Annotated in this window: 13 protein-coding genes; 9 read left to right on the top strand and 4 right to left on the bottom strand. The window is 38.5% G+C overall.

Annotated elements, in window-relative coordinates:
• The first annotated feature begins 3 nt into the window (after positions 1-3).
• The 6 genes from LC454_RS01920 (at position 4) to purH (ending at position 6,958) form a co-directional block, all read left to right on the top strand.
• Positions 4-1,170, top strand: a complete 1,167-nt coding sequence (locus LC454_RS01920) for a hypothetical protein (RefSeq protein WP_223578647.1) — start codon at positions 4-6, stop codon at positions 1,168-1,170.
• A gap of 72 nt (positions 1,171-1,242) precedes the next feature.
• Positions 1,243-2,841 (top strand): OmpP1/FadL family transporter, encoded by a 1,599-nt coding sequence (locus tag LC454_RS01915; protein WP_223578645.1) that lies wholly within the window; start codon positions 1,243-1,245, stop codon positions 2,839-2,841.
• A gap of 115 nt (positions 2,842-2,956) precedes the next feature.
• Positions 2,957-3,712 carry a hypothetical protein gene (locus LC454_RS01910; RefSeq protein WP_223578643.1) on the top strand — a complete coding sequence of 252 codons (756 nt, stop codon included), beginning with the start codon at positions 2,957-2,959 and terminating at the stop codon, positions 3,710-3,712.
• An 11-nt stretch (positions 3,713-3,723) separates the two neighbouring features.
• Complete coding sequence (locus LC454_RS01905) at positions 3,724-4,641, top strand: LysM peptidoglycan-binding domain-containing protein (RefSeq protein ID WP_223578641.1); 918 nt, start codon at positions 3,724-3,726, stop codon at positions 4,639-4,641.
• 36 nt (positions 4,642-4,677) lie between these two features.
• Positions 4,678-5,316 (top strand): uridine kinase, encoded by a 639-nt coding sequence (locus LC454_RS01900; protein WP_223578639.1) that lies wholly within the window; start codon positions 4,678-4,680, stop codon positions 5,314-5,316.
• 115 nt (positions 5,317-5,431) lie between these two features.
• Positions 5,432-6,958, top strand: coding sequence for a bifunctional phosphoribosylaminoimidazolecarboxamide formyltransferase/IMP cyclohydrolase (gene purH / locus LC454_RS01895; RefSeq protein WP_223578637.1), 1,527 nt, complete (start codon positions 5,432-5,434; stop codon positions 6,956-6,958).
• Positions 6,959-7,010: 52 nt separating this feature from the next.
• On the opposite strand, the gene LC454_RS01890 is transcribed toward purH, so the two are convergent.
• A complete protein-coding gene (locus LC454_RS01890) occupies positions 7,011-7,382 on the bottom strand; it encodes a YkvA family protein (protein ID WP_223578635.1) in 372 nt (123 codons plus the stop codon).
• A 259-nt stretch (positions 7,383-7,641) separates the two neighbouring features.
• Here LC454_RS01890 and LC454_RS01885 point away from each other — a divergent pair, with 259 nt between their 5' ends.
• On the top strand, positions 7,642-8,352 hold the full coding sequence (locus LC454_RS01885; RefSeq protein ID WP_223578633.1) for a DUF4397 domain-containing protein: 711 nt from the start codon (positions 7,642-7,644) through the stop codon (positions 8,350-8,352).
• Positions 8,353-8,460: 108 nt separating this feature from the next.
• Here the strand turns inward: LC454_RS01885 and LC454_RS01880 are convergent, their stop codons facing one another.
• Positions 8,461-8,766 (bottom strand): FtsB family cell division protein, encoded by a 306-nt coding sequence (locus LC454_RS01880; protein ID WP_223578631.1) that lies wholly within the window; start codon positions 8,764-8,766, stop codon positions 8,461-8,463.
• A gap of 236 nt (positions 8,767-9,002) precedes the next feature.
• On the opposite strand from LC454_RS01880, the gene lpxB reads away from it, so the two are divergent.
• On the top strand, positions 9,003-10,118 hold the full coding sequence (lpxB, locus tag LC454_RS01875) for a lipid-A-disaccharide synthase (protein ID WP_223578629.1): 1,116 nt from the start codon (positions 9,003-9,005) through the stop codon (positions 10,116-10,118).
• Between the two features lie 56 nt (positions 10,119-10,174).
• Positions 10,175-10,810 (top strand): hypothetical protein, encoded by a 636-nt coding sequence (locus LC454_RS01870; protein WP_223578627.1) that lies wholly within the window; start codon positions 10,175-10,177, stop codon positions 10,808-10,810.
• A gap of 83 nt (positions 10,811-10,893) precedes the next feature.
• On the opposite strand, the gene LC454_RS01865 is transcribed toward LC454_RS01870, so the two are convergent.
• On the bottom strand, positions 10,894-11,973 hold the full coding sequence (locus tag LC454_RS01865; RefSeq protein ID WP_223578625.1) for a DUF3810 domain-containing protein: 1,080 nt from the start codon (positions 11,971-11,973) through the stop codon (positions 10,894-10,896).
• A gap of 5 nt (positions 11,974-11,978) precedes the next feature.
• Positions 11,979-13,037, bottom strand: a complete 1,059-nt coding sequence (locus LC454_RS01860; RefSeq protein ID WP_223578623.1) for a nucleoid-associated protein — start codon at positions 13,035-13,037, stop codon at positions 11,979-11,981.
• Positions 13,038-13,044 lie beyond the last annotated feature (7 nt).

The following is a 13,044-nucleotide window of genomic DNA, read 5'->3' as shown; positions in this document are numbered from 1 at the left end:
ATTATGAAAAAAAATAGATTATTTATCGGAGCACTTGCCATGACAGGAGCATTTATGTTAGGTTCCTGCGGTACTAGCAGGCAAATCTATGGCGACGATGTCTATGGCAATAATGGACAGGCTAGACAGAAAGTCTATCAAAGTCCAGATTACTATTACACAGATGTGGATCAGGTTCAACAAGGAGGACAGGCTCAAGGTGGTTACTATGATGACGAATATTCAGACCAGGATTATAACAATGATTCCTACGAAGATCTAGAATATGCGAATCGTATAAACAGGTTCTATTATGCGTCCCCCGGAATGACCTATTTTGATCCATTCTTTGATCCATGGTATGGCTATGGATTTGGTGGTATGTACGGATATGGTCCTTCCTTCGGTTTAGGCTGGGGTTGGAATTCAGGCTGGGGTTCTTCATGGTCTCTTGGTTTTGGCTGGGGCTGGGGCTCTAGTTGGGGCTGGGGATCTCCTTGGTATGGTGGCTATAACCCTTGGGGTGGCTGGTATGGCGGCGGCTACTGGGGATCTGGCTGGCATGGTAACGGTTATTGGGGCGGCAGCTATTGGGGTAATTCAAGACCTCGTTATGCTTCATCTCGATCAACTTATAGAGACAACTATAATGTACGGACCTCCTCTTCCCGCACCAGAAGTTCGGGAAATTATGACCGCACCGGTGTAGCCCGTGATTCCAGAGGACGTATTACATCAGTCGCTAGCACGCGATCAAGTGCTGGTGGGCGAACTAGATCATCTGATGGCTCTATATCACGTAGTTCTTCTTCCTATGACAGATCAAATGGTAGAACAAGGTCTTCGGACGGTATCTCAACAAGAGGCGGATATACAGATGGTGGCAGAACACGGGCATCGGATAGATCTAATGGAACTTACCCAAGCATGCGGAACTCCAATGGAACTTCAAGAACCCGCTCAAGTTCCGGTGATGTTTCTCGTCCAATGAGCCGTTCCATGGAAACTCGTTCAAGCAATCCAGGTTCGACATCAAGACCATCCTATACTCCTCCAACAAGAAGTTATGATGGTGGATCGACACGCTCAAGTGGAGGTTATTCCGGTGGCGGTAGCACTAGATCCAGTGGCGGATTCTCTGGTGGTGGTGGCGGTGGTAGCACCAGATCCAGCGGCGGACGTACACGCTAATCATAAAAAATAGCTTACAGTAGCATACATTACCCTGTGTGCTACTGCTTATTATAGACGATATTTTAGCATATGACAATCAAAAAATTACTTTTTGGAACTGCATTTTTAATCGGTGCAGCAGGGACTGCCCAGGCGCAATACACGAAAGATGTGCTTTTATTTTCCCAAGGGGACAATGGTGGTACTGCTCGCTTCAAAGCCATGGGAAATGCTTCAACCGCTTTGGGTGGCGATATTAGTTCAATTACTGGCAATCCGGCTGGTTTGGGGTATTTTAACCAATCAGACATTTCGGTAACAGGTAGATACCTTAATAATAAAAATAAAACAGATTATTTCGGACAGAATACAAATAGCAGTAAAAACAATTTCAATTTGGATAATGCAGGAATTGTTTTTCATTTGCCTACCTACCGGAATGGGGGAAGCCTCGAAAAAGGCTGGTTGAACTTCAATGTCGGTATTGCTTACAACCGTAATTATGTTTACAACAACCTATTGGAATATAAAGGTGTTAATAATACCAGTTCGATAACAGATGCTTATTCGGACCGTTTATCTGCGCCAGGAGGATTGAGTGGTTGGGGCCAGGAAGTCTACGGTAACTCTTTATTATTTGATGTAGATCCTAACAAACAAGGATCCTATTTGCCTATTACAAGTTTTGGTAACTATAATGGAAAAGATGGTTTTAATCAAGTAAATTCCATCCTTGAGAAAGGAAGTAAATCAGAATCTGTCTTGTCTTTCGGCGCAAACTACAGCAACAAATTGTACTTAGGGGCAGCTTTAGGATTTACAGCCTTTAGCTATGACAACTCGAGCTGGTTTACTGAGTATGGCCAAACTATGAATGTAGCGCAAATGACAAAAGCAAATCCAAAGTCTGACTTCTTAAAACCAGGTGCGGAGTATGCTAGTAAACGTGAAATGCTGGATAAAGATTATGAACTGTATGATGACTATGCACAAGTGACTGATGGTACAGGTGTAGATTTCAAATTAGGGGTAATTTATAAGTTCACGCCTACTTTCAGCATGGGCTTTACAGCGAAATCACCGACATTTATGAGCATTAGAGATGAGTCTTACAGCAATTCGGAATTTCGTTATTTTAAGCCAAATGAAGATAAGTCTTTTAAAGAATACCGCACCAGCGATAAAGCAGGCTATAGCTATTTAGAGTATAATATGAACACACCATACAAACTCTCCTTAGGGGCTAGTCAGGTATTTTCCAGTGGCTTGATTACCGCAGATGTAGAATGGGTGGATTATGGAGCTATGCGTTTTAAAGATGCTGGTGCCGCTAATAAAGCATTAGAACAAGATATGAACCAAAACATTAAAAACACATACCAAGGTGCATTTAATGCGCGTATCGGTGGTGAAGTTTTATTTGACAACGTTTTTAGTGGTAGAGCTGGATTCAATTATAGTGGCAATCCGTACAAAAATGCAGACTATACAAACTATACTGCATCTTTAGGTATTGGTGCGAAACTCGGTCGGGGAATGTATATTGATTTGACAGGAGCTTATAATGCTGTCAATTACAAAGAAAGTCCTTATACTATCGCTGAAGATTTTTGGAATACAGCCAGCCCTGCCGCAGATATAAAAAATCAACGAACAAATGTCGTTTTGACAATCGGTTCTAAATTTTAAGATATTCTTCTCAGAAAAAAACGTCCAGCTCGTCTGGACGTTTTTCATTTATTACAATCCCACCAGCCATAATTTAAAAGCTTTTAGTAAATTTGTCCTCTTGGTTGAAAATCACATGACAAATCAGACAGTCTCAAAAGCATTCAATGTTCTATTTACTTATCCCATCTGGCGGATCGAGATCGATGCCGAGAATAGACTGATTGCAGTAGAAACCAGAAATCCAACAGACACACTTCCCTATTTCAATGTGATTTCTTTTGAAGGAGATTATGTCCTTCAGGACTTCAAGGCTATGAGCAAGGAGTGGGTGTTGGCTGGAATTCAATGTCAGAAACTCATCCTAAAAAAAATCTCGGACACTTCACCCATCGATGCTGGTGTACAAATTATAAACTGTTATCAGCCACAACAGCAAGAAACCTGGTTTAACTGCATTTTTCTAGAGATGGTCAATGATGCTATACTACTCAGGCCCAAAATGATCGCGCAAGGAATGCAATTGTTTTTAGATTTAAAAACAATGTCCATTGAAGACAAAAAGGAAGAGTCTTTTAAACCTTTTGATAGCCAAATAGTCTACCCAGTAATCTACAATGGTCAGATACCCCATTTTTTGACAGATTTCACAACAGATGACGAAATTTGGCTAAGTGCTTTGGATGACTATTTTATTTGGGCTTTCTATGAAAAAAACAAAGATAATCACTATCAAATCCGGATAGTTCGATCAACAAAAGATAGGTTAATTGAATCTGTTGTTGCAGTAAATCAGTTGCCTTTAAAGTTTTTCAACATCTATTTTCTTGTTAACAAACAAATATTCCTTTTGACAGACAATAAACGGGAGTTTGTTTCGTATTTAGTATAATTGCAAAATATATGAAACTATTATTCGAATTAAATACATATAAAAAGGTAGCCATTTTATCAATTTCTATGCTATCTCTACAACAGGTTGAAGCTAAAAATTTCACCTCAATACGTACAACCGCGATCCCCGACTCAGTTGGGACAGAAATAGTCAATGGTGAAGAATTTGTCCTTTTCAAAATAGAAAAAGGAGATAATTATTACCAACTCAGCAAAAAGTACAAAACCACCGTGGGCCAGCTCACCCAAATAAATGGAAATGGTACATTAAGTATCGGCCAGATTGTTAAAGTACCAACTGGTCGAAAACCCGCTCCTATTGCGACTAAAACACCGGTAAACACAGCGCAACAGAATCCAAATGACCCACAACAAGGCTTTACAGCGTATATCGTTGGTGAAAAAGAAACACTCTATGCCATATCCAAAAGATTTGGCATTACTGTCGAAGATATCAAAAAAGCTAACAACCTAAAGAACAACACCATCGGTGGTGGCATGAAATTAATGATCCCAAATCAACCGCTACCACCTGAAAGACCAAAATTGGTTGAACCTAAAGGTATAGAAGTCGTTGTCCCGGATTCTACAAACGATGACAACAAAGAAGAAAATCAGATCTCAACAAACCGCTACGGAATACGGGAAAAAGCTGAGCGGGGAATTGGTGTCTGGATAGATGGTTTGTCTTCCCAAGGAACAAGCAATCTAGCACTCCATAAAAGTGCACCTGTAGGAACGATCCTAAAAATCACCAACCCAATGACTAAAAGCGTTACCTACGCGAAGGTAGTCGGCAAATTCAATGACAATGCTGAAAACCAAAATGCTATTGTGGTGTTATCAAAGTCCGCAGCGGCAAGTATTGGAGCATTAGATAAACGCTTTCAGGTAGAGATCGCCTACGGATTACCTTTAGAAAATTAATTAAAATAAAAATAGCTCTTGCAGCACAAAACAAGAATGAATAACAAACCGTATGTCATAGGGATTGCCGGAAGTAGTGGTTCTGGAAAAACTTTTTTTTTGAATAGCTTTTTGAAACATTTCAAAACTGATGAAGTTACTTTGATTTCCCAAGACGACTATTACATTCCAGCCAATACAAAAACGCAGGAAGAAAATAGACTCTATAATTTCGATATCCCAACATCCATAGACAGAGAAGCTTTCTACAAAGATATTAAGGCACTCTTTAATGGAGAGACTATTTATAAAGAGGAATATACATTTAATAATCCTTCATTAACACCAAAAATATTAGAGATAAAACCGGCTCCGATATTGATTATCGAAGGGCTTTTTATTTTCTATTACACGGAAATAAATGCACTTATAAATCATAAGATATTCCTGAGCGCTGATCAGGATATTGCACTCAGAAGAAGGCTACATCGCGATTTGGTTGAACGTGGTTACTTTGAGGATGATGTTATGTACAAATGGGTGAATCACGTCCTCCCCTCTTATAATGAGTATTTATTACCGTTTCAGGATTCTTGTGATCAGGTTATATTCAATAATACGGACGAACCGGAGCCGATCTGGGATATTACCAATCAGATTTCTGAAGAGCTGAAAACAAAACTTAATTTAGTATAACGTAGATAAAGACGGGCTTAGGTATAAATAAGCCCGTCTTTATTTAAAAGTACTTGATTTATTGACATCAAGACTTTAAATTCTTATCTTTGCGCCACGAAACAAATCCATCATAATGAACCATCCTGTAAAGATTAAAAATGCTTTGGTTTCAGTCTATTATAAAGACGGCCTAGCTCCTTTAGTTGAATTATTAAACAAATACGGTGTTACATTCTATTCCACTGGTGGGACAGAAACATTCATCAAAGATTTAGGTATAGATGTCGTTCCAGTTGAAGACCTGACAAGCTACCCTTCGATTTTAGGAGGCCGTGTTAAGACCTTACACCCGAAGGTGTTCGGTGGAATTTTAGCTCGCCGTCCGCTTGAGTCGGACCAACAGCAACTTGCTCAGTACGAAATACCAGAGATCGATTTGGTTATTGTGGATTTGTATCCATTTGAGGAAACTGTTGCTTCTGGAGCTTCCGAGCAAGACATCATCGAAAAAATCGACATCGGTGGAATCTCATTGATTCGTGCAGCAGCGAAAAACTTTAATGATGTTGTTATCATTTCTTCTAAAAATGATTATAAAGCGCTTGAAGAAATCCTAGCGAACCAAGAAGGTAATACTTCTTTGGAGCAACGTAAAGAATTTGCGAAACGCGCCTTCAATACATCATCGCATTATGATACGGCAATTTTCAATTATTTCAACCAAGAGAATCCAATTGAAGTTTTTAAACAATCCGAGCAAAATGCTCAGGTGTTAAGATATGGTGAAAACCCGCACCAAAAAGGTATTTTCTTTGGCGACTTGGATAACATGTTCAACAAATTAAATGGTAAAGAGCTTTCGTACAACAATCTAGTTGATGTAGATGCAGCTGTAGCTTTAATCGACGAATTTGAACAACCGACATTTGCTATCCTAAAACACACAAATGCTTGTGGGGTTGCATCAAGACCAACGATTAAACAAGCTTGGTTAGATGCTTTGGCCTGTGATCCGGTTTCAGCATTTGGCGGGGTTTTAATCACCAACGGAGAAGTGGATGGCACAACAGCAACAGAGATCAATAATTTATTCTTCGAGGTCTTAATCGCACCTTCTTATTCGGAGGAAGCAATTGCTATTCTTACTGCCAAGAAAAATAGAATTATCTTAGTTCGTAAAGACGTAAAACTACCTAGCCAACAGTTCAAAACCTTATTGAATGGTGTCATTCTTCAAGATAAGGACAATACAATTGAAGGTCCTGAGCAAATGGTAACTGTAACAACAGTAAAACCTACAGCTGAACAATTGGAAGATTTATATTTTGCGAATAAAATTGTAAAACATACGAAATCCAATACCATTGTCTTTGCTAAAAATGGCACATTGTTAGCATCGGGTGTTGGGCAAACATCAAGAGTTGATGCCTTAAAGCAAGCAATTGAAAAAGCAGTTTCATTTGGTTTTGACCTACAAGGTTGTTCAATGGCATCAGATGCATTCTTTCCCTTCCCTGACTGTGTAGAAATTGCATCTGGGGCGGGTATTGCAGCCGTATTGCAACCAGGTGGTTCTATCAAAGATCAATTATCTATTGATATGGCCAATGAAAAAGGTATTGCAATGGTAACGACAGGCGTAAGACATTTCAAACATTAAGAACGATCCAATCGCCTCATAAAAAAAGCTACTTTGTAAAAAGTAGCTTTTTTTATTTGTTGACCTGCCAGCCCAATCGCTCTGATTTGTATCGTTCTATTTCTTCCGAGAGTTTCCGTATGGCATAGGCAACAATAGCGACATCATCTAACCAACCGCCTATAGCAATAAAATCCGGAATAGCATCTACAGGGGAAACCACGTAAATAATCGTCCCGATAATAATGGATAGATTCCAACTGTTCATTTTAAACTTTCCTGTAATTGCATCCTTGCACATCGCGATCAGCAATTTAAAATCACCAACATAGCTTCCTAGATTTTTCGCCTTAGATTCTGCCTGTGACAGCTCCGCTTCGGTAATTTTACGATGTCTAAAGCGCTCAAACATACCCGATGCAATCTTTTTGATTCTACTGTTCATAACTCAAAATTATCAATATTTTTTAATTAACAAAGCCTGTGCCTTTTTTACAAGGTAGCACTCAACCCGAAGCGAGTCCCCTCACGTACTGACTTATTTCAGTATTGGACAATATCACCTGAAATCTCGTTTATGATAAAATAAAACACAATTTTATTATTTTTACAAGTAACTGTAGCAAAGTGTATGTCATCTCCGTATAATAGACAACACAAGCGCAATGTGTTTTACACAAAAAAGATTTTAATATTACACGGTTATGAAAAACTATAGATTATTTAATTTTATTGCCATCACAGTAGCGACATTCTTACTATCCAGTTGCTTAAAAGATAATGACGACCAAAGAATTCCAGGCGCGTTATTTACAATGGTCAATGGATACACTGACGCCAATGCGGTTGTATATTATGCCGACGGGGGACCCTTACAGAGTCCATATTATCCCTTGGATTTTAAAAGCTATAGCCAAGTTGGCCTATTTACAGGGGCTAGAAAAATAGCGATATCATCAGAGTATAACAATGTTTTGGTTGATACTACTGTTACAATCAAAGACAGTACAATTTATACTTCATTTGTGTATGGAAACAAATCCAAAGCCATTCAGGTCATCACAACAGATAAAATCAACAAAGAAATCAAAAATACGGAATCCGGTTTACGTTTCTTTAATTTTGCTGAAGGAACCGATCAGGTAAGCCTTCAAATCGGCAGCCAGACTTCTCCGACAGAATGGACAAACCGTGCGAAAGAAACACAAAATTCAGCGACTGCTCACCAAGGTTTCATCGCACAAAAAAGTGGGACCTTTACAGTTATTGCTAAAGATAAAGCCGGAAAAACCATTGCAACTCGTAAGGATATCAAATTGGTTGAAAATTATTACTATTCATTGATATTGATCGGCAAGGCCAATGATGAGAAAAAACCATTATACCTTGGTTTGGTAGCTCAGGCCGCAAACTAAAATACCCCGTTTTCTATATACTGAAAAAGACCATCGTATTCATATGATGGTCTTTCTTCATTTTGTACAAGGTATCTCTATAATGGGATCCCCTTTTTCCGTTAGACACTAAGGGGTTTCTTTAGGGGCAACTTTAGAGACAACATAGATATCCTCATTATCTTTCTTCATCTTATATTTCTCCCGCGCGATACGTTGCACCTCCTGCGGATTGGATCGAATGTCGTTTATCGTTTTTATAATTGCTGCATTCTCCTTCAGATAAAAGGATCGTTCCGTCTCCAGGTTGGTCTTTTGTTTTTGATAACTGTATTGTGTCGCAAAATCATTTCGATCAAAAAACAACATCCACACCAAAAAAGCCAAAGTGGCTAATAAATACTTATTTCTAATTAAAGACCATAATCGTTGCATAGGACAAAAATACTATTTAGCTTTTATACTCCTGATATTTTCTTCCAAAGTTAAACATCTTTAATAAAGATATGGAATAATGTACTCAAATTCATCATATACTTAGAATAATCTTATCTTTAACAATTCGAAACAACATTAATATTCCGATGAAATATCCGTATTTGAAAAGCATAAATAGTCTTAAAAATAATGTGGATATTCCATATGGCCATTAAAGAATAAATCATTTACATATGAAATACTATCTCATTGCTGGCGAAACATCAGGTGACCTACATGGAGCCAATCTTATCAAAGCACTTAAAATAGAGGATCCCACGGCTACATTCAAAATCGTTGGTGGTGATTTAATGCAGGAAGCCACTGGAGAGAAAGCGTTGATACATACTTCGGCGATGGCTTTTATGGGTTTTGTGGAAGTTTTGAAAAACCTGGGCAAAATAACTAAAAATTTGAAGGCAGTCAAAAGTGATCTGCTGAAAGAAAAACCTGATGCTGTTATACTCATAGACTTTCCCGGCTTCAATTTAAAAATTGCCGAATTTGCCAAAAAGCATAATATTAAAACATGTTATTATATTTCACCAAAAGTATGGGCCTGGAATCAGGGGCGTGTGAAAAAGATCAAAAAAATTGTCGATCACATGTTCTGTATTCTGCCATTTGAAGTTGATTTCTACAAAAAATGGCGTATGCCGGTCGATTATGTTGGCAATCCACTGCTCGATGCTATTTCAGCCTACTCTTTTAATCCGAAATTCCGGGATGAAAATGGATTTACAGACAAACCACTCATTGCCTTATTACCGGGTAGCAGAGAAATGGAGATTTCCAAACTTCTTCCCATTATGGCCGAACTCCCTTATTTTTTCCCAGTGCATCAATTTGTTATCGCGGGTGCGCCTAATTTTGACGAATTTTATTACAAACAATTCATGAGGGGTATCGATATTCCGGTTATTTTCAATCAAACATACGATATCCTAAACAATGCAGAGGCGGCAGTAGTCACCAGTGGTACCGCGACGCTGGAAACAGGTATATTGAAAGTTCCGCAAGTTGTCGTATATAAAGCAAATGCAATATCGGTTTGGATTGCCAAATTAGTGGTTAAAGTAAAGTTTATTTCACTGGTAAACCTAATAAACAATTTTCTATCCGTAAGAGAGTTAATTCAGGAAGATTGCACAGCATATGATATTTCCTATGAAGTGGGTGAACTGATCAACAACAAAGCGCATCGGGCAAGTGTGTTAGAAAATTACGATATCCTTGCCGAAAAACTGGGCACACCGGGTGCCTCGGAGAAAACAGCTAAATTAATTGTAAAATATCTTAGTAAAAATTAAACTCTTTGGGCTTTCAATTGTCAAACTATTAAATAGTTACAAATAATTAAAGGTTTATGAAATCGAAACTTATTTTAGGCTTTCTTTTTTGTGTCGCGTTTACCTTTGTTGGTAAAGCGCAGGAAACACAGCATTTTTCCAAGCTTGAAATTGGAAAAAAAGCCAAGAAAAATATTGACAGTAAAGACTCCACAGCAGTTATCCATATTGACACATTAATCATGAAGGATAACTCCACCTTGTCCTTTTACGGAAAGAAAAATGTAAAAATCACCATTGGTTACGCTGAGATCGGAAACAAAGCAACTTTCTATGGGACCGATGGAAAGAATAATGGCGCCAATTTTGATATCAACGCCAATTTCCAAAAATTGGGTTCACTGTATATTATAGCAAAAGGCGATGATGCATTTAATGGAACCAAAACATTCCCCAATGGAAATGGTGGCAAAGTGAAAGTTACCCTGGCAACAGGAAGTATAAAACCACAGGCGACAGATAAGAAATCTCCAAATTATATCTATGCTGATGTCGTGGCAGGTGGTAGAGCGGTCAATGCAAACACAGACTTGAGAAATATCTATGATCGGATCAAAACCGCGCCTACAGGTCTTAGAGGTTTACCACAAGGGCAGATTTACTCAGGCAGTGCAGGTACGGAAGGTTCCTTTGAGCTGATTTCAACCCAATAGGATAAACGGAAGCAACTTGTCAATAAAAAAGCATCAATGCTCACATTGATGCTTTTTTATTGACCTGAGTTTTTATACTAATTTCAATGACAGCCTCTCTTTTTTAGTTCATAGGCCAATACCAATCTTGTCATCCGGTCGTATCTTGCAATTCCCTCCTTCTGATTGTTATGTGTTAGGTATTGATTGTAAAACAGCCCCATCAGATCGTTGATCCAACCGGTATAATCACTCCAAAATAGGCGTTCATCGGTAATATCCGCAAGCACCTGCTTACTTAGCCTTATTTGATAATCCTTCGAAAGGTCTGGATACATCCCCCGCAATTCTCCCAGCATATATAAGGTTGTTTGTAAATAAGCTGAATAGCGATAAAAGGATTGCGGATGATGTTGTAAGCGAACAAAAGCAATAAAATTGGCTTCATCCTCAAAACCAACCCCCTGTTGGTGGGCGAGCTCATGTACATAAGTAAACGGAAAAGATAAGGCTGGCATCGCATAATTTACCTGCGCTTCATGTGTAAACGGATTGAAATAACCTGAAACCCCGAAATAAGAAACAACCACACTATTTAAAGGTGATTTAGCCCGCACCTGGCTCCTTGATAAAAAAGTAGAGAATGTGGTATCATTTTTCACCCAATCTGCAAGATCCGCCCGCATATGGTCTTTCCGATCCGTCCATTGTGCAGGATTGACCTGTTCCCGCAAAGCATTTGTACTATCCAGGTATTCATCGAGTACCATGAGATAGTCCGCAAGCTTCAAGCTGTCAACTTGCAGGTTTGCATTCACACTGATCGGCTTCCGGTAATAATTCAACCCCCAGGAGATATAGAAGAAAATATATAACCCCAGCAATAGATTTAAAATAAACAAAAAGGTTCGACAAGCATCCGACCATTTTTTACCCCATACCTTCCGTATAAGATTAACAAGCCAATAAAGCAGAAAAATAATCGTGAAAGCGTAAAAAACATCTCCTATACTAAAGGGAATATAACCAAAAATATACTTCGGGATATGTCCAAAAAATCGATAAAATCCCTGTGCATAAAATTCCTCTATCCATAGACTTTTGCTTTCGATCGACGATAAAAGGAATAGCAGGCCGATGAATGATCCAAAAATAAAAACAGCTAATTTATCACGCTTCGTCATAAATATTAGCTTTCGTTTTCGAAATAGACCTTATAATAGTTCATCCCTTTATCATCATCAAATCCCTTTTCAAGGTATTCCCGTTTTCCATGCACATAGATATGAAAGTTCTTATCCAATTTTAGTACAGACTTGTAGGATGATTCCATCTTTTTGACGGCTTTATCCGCTATTTCAAAACTTGACTGAAAGGGTGAATCAAACTCATTTTCAAAACCAGCTTTATAGTCCTGGAACATAGCTATCGCCTGAGGATTTCCCAATACTTCTTCTTCAAATTCCTCCTGAACGAAAGTTTCCTTTTCCTTAAAGTAGTTCATTGATTTATTCATCAAATCAATCTTATCGGCCTTCTCCAGTTCAAACGTTTCATCGAGTTTCTCCTGAACAAAATTCTTATAGACTTTTAAGTAGTTACCTGTCTGATTGAAATTGTCATTACGTACGCGCAGTTTTAGAAACTCGTCTTTCCAATACACTGCTTCCTGCTGTCTATTGGTTTGATCTAGCACAAGAACCTTATACCCTTCCTCTTCCTCAACATTGATAATAATGCATCCTTTGTCCAACTTATTGATGTTGATTGCCTCCTGCTCATATTCCAAGGTAAAAGCCCCTTGTTCAGGATATACCTTTAGATAAGTCTCTTTGTTCTCCGATTTAAATATACCAATAGCATCGTGTTCCTCGCCTTCAATCTGCACATTTTTTAGCGCTACCACATACACCTCTCCTGCTTTAATCTTGGGGTGACTGGACACCTCATACAAGTGCTTCGAAATCTGCTGAGAAAAATCGTGAAAAGGTAACTGTTCCTTAAAGTATTGACGAACAAAATAGAAGACTTCGTTCAGATCCAGTTCTTCATTGGGATGATATAAACGATATACTTCGTTCACTTTCGCAAAGGGGCTCATAAAGTACTGCATCAAAAGTCCGGGCAATATTTCATCGCCTTCAAGGGATACAGGGGCGTCAGAAAGGATATAAAACTCATCCTGTGCTTTGTTTCCTACACGATGGATAGATAATGCTTCAAAAATTGCGTCTTGATGAAAAAACATATTCTTA

Source organism: Sphingobacterium sp. GVS05A (genome assembly GCF_019969845.1).
GTDB lineage: Bacteria > Bacteroidota > Bacteroidia > Sphingobacteriales > Sphingobacteriaceae > Sphingobacterium.
Note: the sequence above shows the minus strand (reverse complement) of the source record. Positions and strands in the feature narration are given on the sequence as shown.